The sequence below is a fragment of the Polynucleobacter sp. GWA2_45_21 genome, from assembly GCF_001830325.1.
Lineage (GTDB): Bacteria > Pseudomonadota > Gammaproteobacteria > Burkholderiales > Burkholderiaceae > Polynucleobacter.
Genome location: NZ_MHZG01000012.1, coordinates 43,527 through 58,961 on the forward strand (window position 1 = coordinate 43,527; position 15,435 = coordinate 58,961).

15 protein-coding genes are annotated in these 15,435 nt (G+C 45.5%); 12 read left to right on the plus strand and 3 right to left on the minus strand.

Annotated features, from left to right (window positions below; all coding sequences use genetic code 11):
* Positions 1-192 precede the first annotated feature (192 nt).
* The gene (gene dprA / locus A2X74_RS09395; protein ID WP_293625183.1) at positions 193-867 is read right to left on the minus strand and encodes a DNA-processing protein DprA; all 675 of its coding nucleotides are present in this window, start codon (positions 865-867) and stop codon (positions 193-195) included.
* A 71-nt stretch (positions 868-938) separates the two neighbouring features.
* Here dprA and def point away from each other — a divergent pair, with 71 nt between their 5' ends.
* The 9 genes from def to A2X74_RS09440 all read left to right on the plus strand — a co-directional run bounded on the left by def (position 939) and on the right by A2X74_RS09440 (position 11,684).
* Positions 939-1,454: a peptide deformylase gene (gene def, locus A2X74_RS09400; protein ID WP_197712879.1), complete on the plus strand. Its 516-nt coding sequence runs from the start codon at positions 939-941 to the stop codon at positions 1,452-1,454.
* Positions 1,455-1,461: 7 nt separating this feature from the next.
* Positions 1,462-2,484 (plus strand): methionyl-tRNA formyltransferase, encoded by a 1,023-nt coding sequence (gene fmt, locus A2X74_RS09405; RefSeq protein WP_293625189.1) that lies wholly within the window; start codon positions 1,462-1,464, stop codon positions 2,482-2,484.
* A complete protein-coding gene (gene htpX / locus A2X74_RS09410) occupies positions 2,477-3,343 on the plus strand; it encodes a zinc metalloprotease HtpX (RefSeq protein ID WP_293625191.1) in 867 nt (288 codons plus the stop codon). Before fmt ends, htpX begins: the two co-directional genes overlap by 8 nt.
* A gap of 1 nt (position 3,344) precedes the next feature.
* A complete protein-coding gene (gene rsmB / locus A2X74_RS09415; protein ID WP_293625193.1) occupies positions 3,345-4,658 on the plus strand; it encodes a 16S rRNA (cytosine(967)-C(5))-methyltransferase RsmB in 1,314 nt (437 codons plus the stop codon).
* Positions 4,659-4,714: 56 nt separating this feature from the next.
* Positions 4,715-5,236: a DUF4390 domain-containing protein gene (locus A2X74_RS09420; protein ID WP_299765425.1), complete on the plus strand. Its 522-nt coding sequence runs from the start codon at positions 4,715-4,717 to the stop codon at positions 5,234-5,236.
* Positions 5,233-7,542, plus strand: coding sequence for an ATP-binding protein (locus A2X74_RS09425; RefSeq protein WP_293625197.1), 2,310 nt, complete (start codon positions 5,233-5,235; stop codon positions 7,540-7,542). Before A2X74_RS09420 ends, A2X74_RS09425 begins: the two co-directional genes overlap by 4 nt.
* 2 nt (positions 7,543-7,544) lie before the next feature.
* Positions 7,545-8,225, plus strand: a complete 681-nt coding sequence (locus tag A2X74_RS09430; protein ID WP_293625199.1) for a response regulator — start codon at positions 7,545-7,547, stop codon at positions 8,223-8,225.
* 106 nt (positions 8,226-8,331) lie between these two features.
* Positions 8,332-10,536 (plus strand): OsmC domain/YcaO domain-containing protein, encoded by a 2,205-nt coding sequence (locus A2X74_RS09435; RefSeq protein WP_293625201.1) that lies wholly within the window; start codon positions 8,332-8,334, stop codon positions 10,534-10,536.
* Between the two features lie 455 nt (positions 10,537-10,991).
* Entirely contained in the window at positions 10,992-11,684 is a 693-nt protein-coding gene (locus A2X74_RS09440; RefSeq protein WP_293625203.1) for an NYN domain-containing protein, read from the plus strand.
* Between the two features lie 99 nt (positions 11,685-11,783).
* On the opposite strand, the gene A2X74_RS09445 is transcribed toward A2X74_RS09440, so the two are convergent.
* Together A2X74_RS09445 and A2X74_RS09450 are read right to left on the minus strand one after the other, a co-directional pair.
* Complete coding sequence (locus A2X74_RS09445; protein ID WP_293625205.1) at positions 11,784-12,584, minus strand: energy transducer TonB; 801 nt, start codon at positions 12,582-12,584, stop codon at positions 11,784-11,786.
* Between the two features lie 3 nt (positions 12,585-12,587).
* A complete protein-coding gene (locus A2X74_RS09450) occupies positions 12,588-13,262 on the minus strand; it encodes a metalloregulator ArsR/SmtB family transcription factor (protein ID WP_293625207.1) in 675 nt (224 codons plus the stop codon).
* 40 nt (positions 13,263-13,302) lie between these two features.
* Between A2X74_RS09450 and A2X74_RS09455 the strand changes: the two genes are divergently transcribed.
* From A2X74_RS09455 to A2X74_RS09465, 3 genes are read left to right on the plus strand one after another with little or no spacing between them, the layout of a single operon-like run.
* Positions 13,303-13,728, plus strand: coding sequence for a hypothetical protein (locus A2X74_RS09455; protein WP_293625209.1), 426 nt, complete (start codon positions 13,303-13,305; stop codon positions 13,726-13,728).
* Positions 13,729-14,184, plus strand: a complete 456-nt coding sequence (locus A2X74_RS09460; protein ID WP_293625211.1) for a rhodanese-like domain-containing protein — start codon at positions 13,729-13,731, stop codon at positions 14,182-14,184. It begins immediately after the preceding gene.
* Between the two features lie 3 nt (positions 14,185-14,187).
* Entirely contained in the window at positions 14,188-14,802 is a 615-nt protein-coding gene (locus A2X74_RS09465; RefSeq protein WP_293625213.1) for a class I SAM-dependent methyltransferase, read from the plus strand.
* Positions 14,803-15,435: the final 633 nt, after the last annotated feature.

Genomic DNA, 15,435 nt, shown 5'->3' on the forward strand with positions numbered 1-15,435 from the left:
CATGTTTTTAATGGATGCAAATAGGGGGCCAAATTACATCAATTTTTGGGCCAACCTTCCCCACATCCCTTTTTTATTATTAACCGATAAATTAACAAAAGTCCAAAACCCTCAATTTTTGGGGCTTCGAAACACCCTTTTAATGCCTAAATTTACCTAAAATAGGCCTTTAAAGGGGTTTAAATGCAGTTTTCACCAATTTTCCAGCTCTTCGAGGATATCTTTTGGGGATTGGACTAGCTTGGCGCCTTGCTGAAGTAGCTGGTGACAGCCCCTGGATAGGGGGTGATGTATCGACCCGGGAATTGCAAAGATCTCACGACCAAGCTCTACCCCCAGTCTGGCTGTAATCAATGAGCCAGAGCGCTCAGCTGCTTCGATTACTAGGATTCCTAGTGCTAGGGCGGCAATAATGCGGTTCCTGCGTGGAAAGTGCCAGGCTTTTGGCCCCAACCCTGGCCTCAATTCAGATACCAGTAAGCCGCTCTTACCAATCGCTTGGGCTAATCTTTGGTGCTCTCTGGGGTACACAATATCCAGCCCCGTTCCGCATACTGCGATGGTTGGCTGGTCCTGTTTCTGTCCAAGGGCACCCAAGTGGGCGGCGCCATCAATACCCCTGGCCAGGCCCGAAATAATGAGATAGCCCTCTGCAGATAGGGCTTGAGCAAAATAGTGGGCATTGTTGATCCCCTCTTGGCTGGCCTTGCGGGATCCAACAATGGCGATCATTGGGAAATCCAGCAAGCGAATATCCCCACATATATAGAGTGAATTGGGAGGGTCGTACAAATCCAATAGGCGAGATGGATAGCAAGGGGTGTTTCGATGAATTTGGGTGATGCCTGGATTTTTTGGGGTGTTCATAAAGCAATTTTCAGCATGGGGCAAGAGAGAACTATCAGGACAGCTTTATTACTCTGTTGGATAATTCCGATATGGCTTTATTAACCGTCCTTTGCTATCCAGATCCACGCCTACATAAGGTTGCCAAACCTGTAGCTCAGGTAGACGCACGTATTAAAAAAATTGTGGCCGACATGGCCGAGACAATGTACGAAGCGCCTGGGGTTGGTTTGGCTGCAACACAGGTTGATATTCATGAGCGAATTGTGGTGATTGATGTTTCTGACAATCAAGATGAGCTAATGGTGTTCATCAATCCAGAATTGGTTTGGGCAAGCCCAGAAAAAAAATCATGGCGCGAGGGATGTCTTTCTGTGCCAGAGTATTACGATGAAGTTGATCGCCCGGCGGTAGTTCGAGTAAAGGCGCTCGACATCAACGGAAAAGAATTTGAAGTAGAGGCAGATGGTTTGTTATCGGTCTGCTTGCAACACGAGATGGATCACTTACAGGGCAAGGTGTTTGTTGAGTACCTCTCGATGTTGAAGCGCAATCGGATTTCTCTCAAAATGAAAAAGCGCGCAAAAGAATTAGTAGGCGAGCGCTAAGCGCCCAATGAGAATTGTTTTTGCTGGTACCCCAGAGTTTGCTGCGCAAGCAATGCGCTCAATAGAAGAGGCTGGCCATCAAATTGTTTTAGCACTTACCCAGCCGGATCGTCGTGCAGGTCGCGGCATGCATTTACAGGCGAGCCCCGTAAAACTTTTTGCGCAAGAAAAAAATATTCCTGTATTGCAACCGGTCTCTCTTAAACAGAGCCACCCTGACTTGCAGAAACAAGCGGCAGCACTTGAGGCATATCAATATTTATCTGGTATTGATTTTGATGCAATGGTTGTAGTTGCATACGGATTAATTCTTCCTCAAGATGTTCTGGACCTTGCATCTCGCAATGGTGGATTTGGCTGCTTTAATATTCATGCCTCTTTGTTGCCAAGGTGGCGTGGCGCAGCCCCAATACAGCGTGCCATTGAGAGTGGTGACGCCTGCACCGGTGTGAGCATCATGCAAATGGATGCCGGTCTAGATACTGGCGATACCGTTTTGGTGGGTGATCTGAAAATTGCATCTGACGAAACTAGCGCAACACTTCACGATCGTCTTGCAAAGCTAGGCGCTGAGTTGATGGTGAAGGTTCTGAATGATCTAGAAAAGGGTGTTGTCATTGCGAGAGTTCCACAGCCTAGTATCGGCATTACCTATGCAGAAAAAATATTAAAGAACGAGGCAGAAATTGATTGGCAACTCAGCGCCGTTGAAATTGATCGACGCATTCGGGCTTTCAATCCATTTCCTGGATCAACGAGCTGCCTTCAAGGTGAGCAATTTAAGTTTTGGAGCTCTTGCTTGCCCAAGCAAGTGGAAGTGGATCCAGCTGCTAAGCCTGGACAAATTGTGGGCTGTAGTGCTGATGGTGTGTATGTTCAGTGTGGTGAGGGCGTGATCGAGATTTTAGAAATGCAAAAACCAGGCGGAAAAAAGATTTCTGCAAGTCTATGCATTCCTGGTGGAGTAAGTGCACATCATGTAATGAGGTTTGAAAAGATGGCAAACAAGCAAGGAGACGTAAATGTTTAATTTAGCAAAGACCGCGATTTTGATGGCGGCAATTACTGCGCTCTTCATAGTGGTTGGTGGCATGCTTGGTGGTGAAGAGGGGATGTTGATTGCGCTGCTGATCGCAATCGGAATGAACTTTTTTAGCTACTGGTTCTCAGATACGATGGTCCTCAAGATGACGAATGCACAGCAAGTAGATGAGCATTCCGCTCCCCAGCTGTATGCCATGGTTAAAGAGCTGGCTGAAAAGGCTGGACTCCCCATGCCCAAAGTATTTTTAATTGATGAGGATGCACCCAATGCATTTGCAACCGGTCGCAATCCGGAGAATGCTGCTGTTGCAGCAACCACCGGCATCCTCAGAGTTCTTTCGCCTCGTGAATTGCGCGGCGTAATGGCGCATGAGCTTGCACACGTAAAGCACCGAGATATTTTGATTTCTACTGTCGCAGCAACTATGGCCGGCGCCATTTCTGCGTTGGCAAATTTAGCGATGTTTGCTGGTGGTCGAAATTCAGAGGGTCGGCAAGGCAATCCCATTGCGGCATTGGCGGTAATGATTTTGGCACCTCTGGCAGCAAGCCTAATTCAAATGAGCATCTCTCGGGCGCGTGAATATGAGGCCGATCGTGGCGGAGCGGAAATGAGCTCTGATCCTGAGTCCTTGGCACAGGCCCTGCAAAAAATTCATGCCTATGCCCAAGGTATCCCATTTCAAGCAATTGAGCGGCATCCTGAAACGGCGCAGATGATGATCATTAACCCTCTGACCGCTGGTGGCCTCTCACAACTTTTTTCTACCCATCCCCCAATGGAGGAGCGGGTAGCTCGTTTAATTAACATGTCTAAAAACGGGGTTTACCCCGGAGCGGAATAATTTGACTGACCAAAAAACACCACGCAGTCTTCCGCTATCCGAGGCGATCACTATTTCTGCGCAAGCAATTGGTGAGGTGATGGTGGGTCGATCACTCACAGAAGTATTGGATCAACTGGATGCGCACGAACGCCCTATTGTTCAAAGCCTTACATTTGACGCTTTGCGTAAGTGGGTGAGATCTCATGAGTTCATTAAGCAATTCATTCCAAAGACACCACCAGTAGAAGTAGAGCATTTATTAAGCGTAGCAATTGCCTTGTTCTTACAACGTGGTTCAGAAAGCAAGGGCTACGCAGCTCATACGATCGTTGATCAGGCAGTAAAGGCCTGTAGTGAATATGAGCCAACGATGTATGCCAAGGGCTTAGTGAATGCTGTACTGCGTAAGGTTAGCCTGGCAGTTCAGGCTGAGAATGAGAAGCCTTATCCCCCAGACCCTATTCCTATGTTCTTCCCGCCCTGGTGGCGAGCTAGCTTGAAGCGCAACCATTCCAAGTCTTGGCAGGCCATGTTGATTCAGCAGGCCCAACGTGCACCCTTAATTTTGCGGGTGAATCTCAAACAGCATACGCGTCAGGAATATCAAGAGCTATTGCATCAAGCCGGCATCGTTTCTGAGCCCATTGATAGCGTTGCTGGAATCTCGTTGAATTCTGCATTGGTCTTGCGTGAGCCCGTGCCGGTATCCGATTTGCCGGGATTTTATAGTGGCGCCGTTTCTGTTCAAGATGCAGGGGCCCAAATTGCAGCAGTTCTCCTTGATCCAAAACCGGGAGAGCGTGTATTGGACGCTTGTGCTGCGCCTGGTGGAAAAACTGCCCATTTATTGGAGCTGGCGCAATGCGAGATGATTGCATTGGAGTTAGATGGTCAGCGCCTTGGAAAAATTGGCGGCAATTTAGATCGATTGCGATTGCAATCTGACAATGTTCAGGTGGTGCGTGGCGACGCCTCAAAGGCAGTCTGGTGGGATGGCAAGCTGTTTGACAAAATTCTATTGGATGCACCCTGCTCCGCGTCTGGCATTGTCGCAAGACATCCTGACATTCCCTTCTTGCGTCGTGAGGCAGACATTAAGGCCTTACAACTAAGGCAGCGTGCTATCTTGGAGCAAGCGTGGAAGATGCTGAAGATGGGCGGTACGCTTTTGTATGTGACTTGCTCTGTATTTCCGGAAGAGGGTGAGGAGCAGGCCGTTTGGTTTGCGAATGAGTATTCCGATGCGTTACGATTGAGCGCTCCAGGACAAATTTTGCCTGCCGAGCTAAATGATGGTTTTTTCTATGCTTTGTTTAAGAAAAAAGGGCCATGAGCCAATGCATTAAACAATTCACCCTTTGTGTTTTGATAACGCTGAGTCTATTTTCGGTGACTGCAAATGCAGAGGGAATCAAACTTAAATCTGCTGAGCTAGAGCGGGTGGATAACGACTGGCTATTGAATGCCACTTTTAAGATTGAATTAAGCCCTGGCCTAGAAGACGCAGTTCAAAAAGGGGTTGTCTTATATTTTCAGACTGAGTTTGATGTAACTCGTTCACGCTGGTATTGGTTTGATGAAAAGCCTGCACTGGCGCAGCGACTAACGCGCTTGTCATATCAGCCAATGACTCAGCAATATCGTATCGCTTCTGAGGGCTTTACCTTTTCTGCAAAAACAATATTTGAAGCCTTGCAGGCCGTAGGGAGTATCGGGGGTTGGCGGGTTATTGATGGCAGCCAAATTGACGCAAGCAAGTCATACACTGCAGCACTCAGAATGACTCTAGATTTGAGTAAGCTACCCAAGCCATTTCAAGTAAATGCGCTAAACAATCGTGACTGGAATGTCACTAGTGATTGGGTTCGCTTTCCATTTTTACCAACTGGCCCCAACCTGATTAAACGATGAAGATATCTTTAGACTTCATTGGATCAAATGCGTTTGAGAAGGACGCTTGGAAAAGGCGCGCGCTGCCGATAGCGATGGCAGTGATTGGTACTTTTGCGCTCCTCCTACTAGTATTGCTATCCATTGCAACATCAAATACTGAGTTCTTTGATAACTATTTTATTTGGCTCTATGCAGCCAACGTCATCATTGGCATTTGTTTAACGCTGGTCATTTTGACCTTGGTGATAGTCATTGCCATTCGTTGGCGTAAGGGCCGATTTGGTACCCGCTTAGTTGCTAAGCTAGCTATGATTTTTGCCTTGGTTGGTGTCGTCCCGGGCTTAATTTTGTATGGCGTCTCTTTGCAATTCGTTTCTCGAAGCATTGAGACATGGTTTGATGTGCAGGTAGAGTCTGCACTAGACGCTGGGCTGGAGCTGGGGCGCGTTACCCTGCGCGTTGCACAAGAAGAGATTTTGGCTGAAGGCAATTACATTGCTGAGCAAATTATTCAGGTCCCATCGGGCACGAGCTCTGAGCAGGTTGGCCCCATGGTGATGAAGATTCGCAATCAATTTGGCATTCAAGAGGTAAGCCTTTTTGGTATTCAGCGTAACTTGATCTTAACTAGTGAATCACGACCTAAAAAATATCTTCCCGCACCTGCTCCCGATGTCATTGCTGAGGCATTTAAAAAGAAGGGCATCACTTCTGTAGAGCAAATAGAAATAGATGGTGGGGAGCGCGGTTATCGAGTGAGGGCGATCGTCCCAATTGTGCGTAAAAAACAGCTCTCCAATAAATCGGGTTCTGTCAAAGAGGTGGAAGAAAAATATTTTTTACAGTTAGTACGGTTTATTCCTGGACCATTAGCTAAAAATATCGTTGCAGTTGAGTCTGCCTATAGCGATTATCAAGAGAAGTCCTTGGGCCGAACTGGCTTAAGGAAAATGTTTGTGGGTACGCTTACATTAACGCTATTTTTTGCATTATTTGTGGCGGTTACTTTGGCCTTGACTTTGGGCCGTCAGTTAGCCAGACCTTTGTTGATGTTATTAAAGGGGACTCAGGCTGTTGCTCAGGGTGACTTATCTCCCAAGCCCGAGTTGGATACTGGTGATGAATTGGGGATGTTAACTCGTCAATTTAATGTGATGACCCGTCAGTTGGCCGATACCAGGACATCCCTCCAAGAATCCAAATCATTCCTAGAAACAGTATTGGGTAATTTAACCGCAGGCGTTTGTATTTTTGATAAAAATTTCAATGTGGTTTCAAGCAATGCAGGTGCTGATCGCATCTTTGGGCAAGACCTAACTCAACTGGATGGACGTCCTTTAAGTGAAAGCCCAAGTCTTGTTGAATTTGATCAGGCAATTAAAGAGGGCTTTGCCACAATGAAGCTAGCAGTCGGCGTAGAGAGTGGTCAGCCAGACTTAGAGCCTAAGAAATCTGCGCCAGTATGGCAAAAGCAGATTCAGCTCCACAGTACAAACGAGTTTGAGAATGAGCCTGGTGTGACCTTATTTATTCGCGGAACCGAGTTAACTGCGGATTTGCGCATGGTGGTGTTTGATGACATTACTGATGTAGTCAGCGCTCAGCGCTCGATTGCTTGGAGTGAGGTTGCCAGACGCCTAGCGCATGAGATTAAGAATCCTCTAACCCCCATACAGCTCTCTGCAGAGAGATTGCAGCATAAGTTAGCAGGCAAGCTAAGCCCTGAGCAAGAAGAGATGATGAATCGCAGCACGGAAACGATCATCGGACAAGTTCAGGCAATGAAAGAAATGGTCAATGACTTTAGGGATTTTGCAAAAACACCTAGCCCACAACTCAAATCAGTCTCTATCAACACCTTGACACAAGAGATTTTGGGTTTGTACGAAGGCAGCCCCATAAAAACCCAACTAGATGCGCGCTGTCCCAACATCATGGGCGATCCTACGCAACTCAGGCAGATTATTCATAATCTTTTACAGAACGCACAAGATGCTACTCTTGAGGGTAAGCATCAGGCTGAGCCGGTTGAAGTAAAAACTGAATTAGTGTCTTACGGTGAAGTCAATGGTGTGCCACAGAATGCGGTACGCCTAACAATAAGTGATAGCGGTTCAGGATTTCCAGCTAAGATATTGGCAAGGGCTTTTGAGCCGTATGTAACAACAAAGAGCAAGGGCACTGGATTGGGTCTGGCAGTAGTGAAGAAAATCGTGGATGATCACGGCGCCAAAATTGAAGTTCGAAACCGCATGCGGGGAGACGAAGTGATCGGTGCACAAGTATCAATTTTGTTTATGAATCTGGCAAAAGAGGCAGCATAAGTATGGCAAGTATTTTGGTGGTCGACGATGAGATGGGAATCCGAGAGCTTCTCAATGAGATTCTGACGGATGAAGGCCACACTGTTTATGCGGCTGAGAGCGCTATGCAGGCTCGTACAATCCGCGAACAAATGCGCCCAGACCTCGTCTTGCTTGATATTTGGATGCCAGACGTTGACGGTATTACTCTATTAAAGGAGTGGTCTAAGACAGGTCAGCTCACGATGCCAGTAGTCATGATGTCTGGACATGCCACGATTGATACCGCAGTTGAGGCTACACGCATTGGCGCACTCAACTTCTTAGAAAAGCCAATTGCACTCCAAAAGCTTCTAAAGACAGTGAATAAGGCGCTTGAGAGTGCGCCTAAATATGTAGAGCCTGCGGAGGAGAAGACACCATCGGCACCTTCATCCACCCCCATTCCTAGAGCAGCAGCTAGCGAGCAAGTGACTCAAGCACAAGAGGGTGAGTACATTAGCGGAATTGCAAAAACCTATTTTGATTTGCCGCTCCGTGAGGCTAGGGACTTATTCGAAAAAGCCTATTTTGAGCATCAAATGATCATTATGGGCGGTAGCATGACCAAGATTTCTGAATACACTGGTCTGGAGCGAACCCACCTCTACCGCAAGCTAAAGGCCTTAGGAATCGACACATCACGCAATAAAGCCGAGCAGTAAAACCCCGCCATGAGCCCCTGGTAATGATTTTTGGGGATATGGGTGTGGCACACAGCGTTGACGTTGCGACGGATAATAGCGCTCACATCATTTCGGAATTATTCCCATGGAAATAAAGGTTAACTTTCTCGATAAGTTGCGGCTCGAAGCCAAGTTCGATGACTTCACGGTGATTGCCGATCAGCCCATTCGATATAAAGGGGATGGTTCAGCCCCGGGACCTTTTGACTATTTTTTAGCCTCCTCAGCTTTATGTGCCGCCTATTTTGTGAAGCTGTATTGCAATACACGCAATATCTCAACTGAGAACATTCGCCTTTCGCAAAATAATGTTGTCGACCCAGAAAATCGCTACCAACAGATATTCAAAATTCAGGTTGAATTGCCAGAAGATATTTCTGCCAATGATCGTCAGGGTATCTTGCGATCCATCGAGCGCTGTACGGTCAAGAAGGTCGTGCAGGCGGGCCCGGAGTTTGTCATTGAAGAGGTTAAGAACCTAGATGCTGATGCGCAGAGCCTGTTAACTTTGAACTCGGTCTCAGATGTAAGCACCTTTATTCCAGGCAAGGATTTACCGCTAGAACAAACCATTGCGAATATGTCTGCCGTGCTCGCTAATCTAGGAATTAAGATTGAAATTGCATCATGGCGCAATCTGATTCCTAATGTGTGGTCATTGCATATTCGCGATGCACACTCGCCAATGTGTTTTACCAATGGCAAAGGCTCTACCAAAGAAAGCGCTTTAGCATCAGCGCTGGGCGAGTATATCGAGCGACTGAGTAACAATCATTTTTATGCGGGCGCATTTTGGGGTGAAGATATTGCCAATGACCATTTTGTTCATTATCCAAATGAACGTTGGTTTAAGCCGGGACCTAAAGATGCATTACCCAAAGAACTGCTTGATGAATATTGCCTAGAGATTTTTAATGCCGATGGTGAACTACGTAGCTCACATTTAATCGATACCAATTCTGGCAATGTAGAGCGGGGAATTTGTTCGTTGCCATATGTGCGACAGTCAGATGGCAAGACTGTTTATTTCCCATCCAACTTAATTGAAAATTTGTATGTCAGTAATGGCATGAGCGCTGGCAACACACTAGCTGAAGCACAGGTGCAATGCTTGTCAGAGATCTTTGAGCGAGCAGTTAAACGTCAAATAATTGAAGATGAAATTGCATTGCCGGATGTGCCGCAAGAAGTCCTGGCAAAGTATCCCGGTATTTTGGCTGGTATTCAGAGTCTTGAGGAGCAGGGCTTTCCGGTGTTGGTTAAGGATGCATCTTTGGGTGGCGTCTACCCAGTCATGTGCGTTACTTTGATGAACCCTCGAACGGGAGGAGTATTTGCATCCTTTGGTGCACATCCAGGCTTGGAGGTCGCTCTGGAGCGGAGCCTAACGGAGCTCCTACAAGGCCGCAGTCTGGAGGGCTTGAATGATTTACCCCCACCCACTTTTGCAAGTGAGGCAGTGACTGAGCCAAATAATTTTGTTGAGCACTTTATTGACTCTAGTGGCATTGTGTCATGGCGATTCTTTAGTGCAAAACCAGATTACGATTTCGTTGAGTGGGATTTTTCTGGAAAAGGGGAAAACTCAAATGCTCAAGAAGCCGCTACATTATTTGGCATTCTTCAGTCTTTGGGCAAAGAGGCCTACGTCGCGGTATATGACCAGCTGGGTGCGATTGCTTGCCGAATTTTGGTGCCAGGATATTCCGAGATTTATCCAGTTGAAGATCTGATTTGGGATAACACCAACAAAGCACTATTGTTCCGTTCCGATGTTTTGAATCTACACCAACTAGATAATGCCAATCTAAGCCAGCTACTAGAAAATCTAGAAAATAATGAGTTGGATGAGTACGGCGATATTCCCACATTGATTGGCATTGAGTTTGATGAGAATACGCCTTGGGGTCAGTTAACAGTATTGGAGCTGAAGCTGCTCATCCATCTTGCCTTAAAGCAATTTGAAGAGGCGCATGAGTTAGTCGGCGCCTTTCTGCAATACAACGACAATACGGTCGAGCGCAAATTGTTTTATCAGGCATTAAATGCGGTGTTAGAGGTCGTATTAGATGATGACTTGGAGTTGGATGACTACACAGCAAACTTCCGCCGAATGTTTGGCGACGAGAGAATGGATGCTGTCATGGGATCAGTAGATGGCGCTGTCCGATTCTATGGTTTGACTCCTACAAGCATGAAGCTAGAGGGCCTTGATAGGCACCACCGCTTGATTGATAGTTATAGAAAATTACATGCCGCTAGGGCTAAATTTGCGGCTAAAGCCAGTTAGGTTGAGGGCAAGACCTTCTTGATAGCCTTTTTTCAGCCTAGCATTAAGTTTCATTTATAATTCCCACTCTTGGCCTGGTGGCTCAGTCGGTAGAGCAGAGGATTGAAAAGCTAGGATAGAGGACTAAAACAGTTCTGCACATTGGGTCTTAGCTGGTTGCGACCCACCGCCCTACAAGCACCGAATTTCGTGGCTCTCAGCGGTTTCGAATAATTCCCAAATGGCATCCGCAGCGTTGTGTTGGCCAGAACAATCCCATCTTGGAATTTTTATTACCCAGAAACATCGTTTTAAAGCTCTTTAAAGCATGTTTGTTGTATTTGGGTAAACCTTACTAGCAATGTGTAATTGTTAGGGAGTATTATTCATTCATCCCGCCCTTGGCAGTAAGCGATCCAAACATCTAGGATTTGCCGAACCCCTGGGCTTTTTTATTTTGTTGAAGAGCCAAAGTTATGTCTACAGCCATACTGATAGATGGCGCTTATTTTATTAAGCGATTTCGGAAAATCGAGCCACATAATTCTTATGATGCCAAGAGGGCATCTGAATTCTTGTTTAGATGTGCGCTAGCCCATTTGGTTGAGGGCGTAAAAGGCAAGGAACGCAGAAAGCATGAGTTGTATAGAATTTTTTTCTATGATTGCGCTCCCTTAAATAAAAAATTACACAATCCCATAACTAAAAGCGCTGTTGATTTTTCAAAGTCTCAGGAGGCTATTTTTAGAAATGAGCTTCATGAACACCTAAAGGCTAAGCGCAAGACAGCTCTTCGATTGGGGCATTTATCTAATGAAACCCCTTGGACTATTAAGCCTGAAAAAATAGAATTAATGCTTAAAGGGAAAGTTAAGTTTGAGCAGTTAACAGAGCATGATGTTATGCCCAATGTGAGGCAAAAAGGCGTTGATATGCGTATCGCAGTCGATATTTCGTCCTTGGCAATGAAGCATCAAGTGAGCCAGATTGTATTAATGGCTGGCGATGCTGATTTTGTGCCTGCTGCAAAAATGGCCAGACGAGAAGGCATTGATTTTATTGTTGACCCTATGTGGGGACGAATTTTGCCAAACTTACTGGAGCATATAGATGGGCTGAGATCTACATGCCCAAAACCAAAATCTATTAATGATGGAGATGCTTCTTAGATCATCATTCCATCAAGCCTCGATAGATAGAGGATTTGTTTTTGTCTGTTCTAAATAGAACAAACTTATTCAGCGTCTAGTTACGGGACACTGACCTGGTTAATTCGGCTTACTCGATCGCCACTGTTCAAATTGGCGCTGATTATGAGCGACCACACCTTCAATAGAGTCTTGCGGTAATTGCTTAAGACATTCAGCTAAGGCTTCAGGACTGAGTTTTTCAGCGGGTTTAATTTGTTTTATCTCTTGTGGCGATTTGCCATCCCAAGCAAAGGGGTTGGTAAATGTTGGCGGGTCGGGTAAACAGTCATCACTATAAATTGGTGCGTCATCAGCGGCAAATGGTGTGAACGAAATTGTCTTTTCAAAGATGAGTAGTTTTCCAGTTGGCGTGGGTGGTGGCGGTGGCATTGAATAAATTGCTTTGCGAGCAAGGGCCTCAGCCTTATCAGATGTTTTCCAGAGGGTCTCAACTCTAGTAATGCTGCCATTTGGGGCAATCTCGATTCTGAATCTCACATGCCCTTGATCGGGGCCTTCCACAGCGGTACCCATCATGCTACGTACTTGCTTGCCCCAAGTGTGTCTGTAGCCTTTACTATTTTTTAATGTGTATGTTGAGGCAAAAGCCCATTCCTCTGCTGTTGGGGCATTAGGGGCAGCTTGTGTTGCTGGGGCTTTTGTTGTGAGCGTTTGATTCTTTTGGATGTTGACGGGCTCTTGTTTTTCTTGCGGCTCATTCAGTTTGATAACAACGATATCTTCTTTAACTTTTTTTAGTGGCTTTACTGTTGATGGAGACCATAAAAGCAATAAGCAAATATGTACGGCTAAAGAGAGGACAAGCGCCGACTTAAAAGCAGACTGTGGCGTTTGAATAAGGCGATTAAGACGGAACAATCACTACTCGTCTTGTTTGGCTAGTTTCAGATTCATATTGAGCCAATTAGGAATGCCATCTTCGGCTCGAACTGCTTTAAATCCTTTTTCTCGAAGTCGTTTAACCGCCTCATAAGACAATACGCAATATGTTCCTCGGCAGTAAGCCACAATGGTTTTAGATTTTGGAAAATCTCCCAATCGCTCTTCTAATTCCTCAAGGGTGATATTGAGTGCCCCTTCAAGATGGGAGTGAGCGTACTCTTCACTAGGCCGAACGTCTAAAAGGGTGATTTCTCCACGCTTAGCCAATTTAAGCACTTGATTAACTGGCATGCCTTCTAAGCTATCGCGCGAGGTGAGGTACTTATTAACCAGGCTATCGACTTCTTCAATGTGGCGCTGCCCTACACCTTGTAGCTTTAAGAATAAATCAATAACATCTGAGTCCGCTATCTCATAAACAATGGATTTACCCTGTCTGATCGTGTTCACAATGCCGACTTGTTTGAGTACTTGTAGATGTTGCGACACATTAGCAATGGGCAATTTAACCTTTTTAGCAAGGTCTTCAACAGCTGTAGGGCACTGAATAATGAGCTCAATAAGCTCTAAGCGCACCTCAGAACCAAGGGCTTTCCCGAGTTTGGCAAATTGCTCGAACAGTTTTTGCTTGAAAGTCAATTTTTGTTTAGGCATAATCATTCAATGATTTTATTGAATATAAGTGAGGGTGTAAATGCTTAAAAAGCTCGTGGGTGTCATTATCTCTTTGTTCTCATTAAGTGTTCTAGCTGATAGCCCTGTACCACTCGAGATTAATGGACAAAAAGCCTTGGTATTCATTAATCAAGACCCTCCCGGAACCAGATGTAATACCAATGTTCAAATTGCCGCAGAAATTGCTAATGCGTATCGACTACCCATTTTGATTCTGCCCCAAACAGCCGTTCCGCCATTAACGCCAGCTCCTTCAGTTTGGTACAACGGACAAAACATAGCGGCAAGTGGTGGCGCTCACAATGGCATGGTGAGCTATCAAATCATTGCGGACATTCTGGAGTTAGAGGGAACGACCAAGCAGAAGAGGCAAGGTAAGTTATTTAACGATAGCGTAAGACCTGAATTCGATAAGTTCAAATCAACTATTAAGACTGGGAAATAAATGAGAAAACTATTCATTGCGCTTGCGCTCACATCATTCGTAGCAAGCCCAGCGTTTGCTGATAACAAAGCTATTGCTGTTGATGAGATGGCGGGTTATCTTGAGTTTGTAGACTATGGCGGCGCTACGATATTTCCTGAGCAGATACCCGCTGAAGAATACAAGAAGATGATGGTGATTGATGCTAGAGATAAGGCTCAGTTTGATAAGAGTCATATTCCAGGAGCAGTCAACATTGAGTGGCGCCAAGTCTTGGCACAAAAAGATAAGATTCCTAAGAACAAGCCTGTCTTAATCTACTGTAATACCGGCAGTCTCTCAGCTCAGGCAGGCTTTGCTTTGCGTGTTGCTGGCTATGAGAATTTGCGCATTCTTCAAGGTGGCTATGAAGAGTGGAAAACTAAAGGCGGCATGGATGCTTATAAGAAGGCTGTTAATAAACAACCTAAGCACTAGCAAATGAACAAAAAAGAACACTGGGAAAAGGTCTATGGCGACAAGGCGCCAGATGCGGTGAGTTGGTATGCGCCACACCTTGAGACATCATTAAATTTAATTCACCAAGCTAGTGCCAATAAGAGTGCTGCCGTTATTGATATTGGTGGCGGTGAATCTACGCTAGTGGATGACCTTTTGTCTGAGGGTTATGAGGACATCAGTGTTTTAGATATTTCTCAAAAAGCAATTGATGTCGCTAGAGCTCGCATTGGTAAGCAGGCTGATCAGGTTCACTGGTACTGCGCTGATATTGCGCAAGCAACATTACCGCAAGGTTATTTTGACGTTTGGCACGATAGAGCTGTCTTTCATTTTTTAACTGAAGAAGCGCAGCGGGTGAAGTATGTAGAACAAGTGATGCGCTCAGTTAAGCATGGTGGCTATGTGATTATGTCCACTTTTGGACCCGAGGGTCCAGAGAAGTGTAGCGGCTTAGATGTGGTTCGCTATGACTCAGAAAACCTTCATGGGCAGTTTGGTAAGACATTTAAATTAATCAATAGCTCAACAGAGCTCCATCAAACCCCCATGGGAACCACGCAACAGTTCTTATATTGCTTTTGCAGGATGGAATAAAGAGTAAGCGTTACCTTAAGTAATGGTAAGTAGCTCATAAAAGAACCCCTTAGGGAAACGAGGTATTTAGTCTATTTCTCTATTTTTTTGATTTTGGAAGTCAAAGAGTAATGCAGTACTTCTTATAGCTTCTTTAGGGTAGTCACACAAACGCTCCAACATCGATAAACAGGTGAGGTAATACCTTGAAATCCCAGTGGTTTTCTTTGGATATCCGCCTCATAGCGAAAGTTGTGCCTTATGCGTGGAAACTGCATAAGGGATGGTGTCAAATTCGGAGAAAGCTAAGTTCAGAAATGAATACGCTAACGTCGAGCCAAGCTTCAGTGCGAAAGTGCTATTGAAGGTATAGAGACTAGACGGCAACCATCTAAGTAAGGATGCAAATCTTTATATGATGAATGCATAGTCCATGGAGGAGTGAAAGCCACACAAACCGGAATGCTTTGGCCCCTGGTTCAAGTCCTGTGGGGGCTTTGTCTTTTAAGCGGTGATTTAATTAACCGCGGAGCGACTCTAGCAATAACAGATCGTTCATTTATATTCTGATTTCTTCAGATGATTAAAAGACTTTCGATCATCTAGCCCCCAGCTTTCCCAGCCATCTCCAAAAAGCTCATGGGGATGCTGTGT